We start from the raw sequence: 219 nt of genomic DNA on the forward strand, positions 1-219 counted from the left end.
CAGCGCATCATCTACTTGACCTAGCAATGTATCTGCATTGCCATCGGTATCAACAGTGCCAGTAACACCTAATCCCGCAGCGCCAAATGAATTCGCAGTATCACCAATTTCAACGGTGACCGTTTGACCTTGGTTAGCACCTACAAGAAATTGTGCTGAGAAATTGCCTTTTAAAATACTTAAACCAGCGAACTCAGTATAACTAGCAATTCGCGAAAC

General features: G+C 43.4%; 1 pseudogene. It reads right to left on the reverse strand.

From position 1 onward, the window contains the following. A pseudogene (locus ACTRWF_RS19770) lies at positions 1-219 on the reverse strand (flagellin FliC); the annotation flags it as partial.

It is taken from the genome of Alteromonas sp. G5_S2_22_S1, from assembly GCF_054968525.1.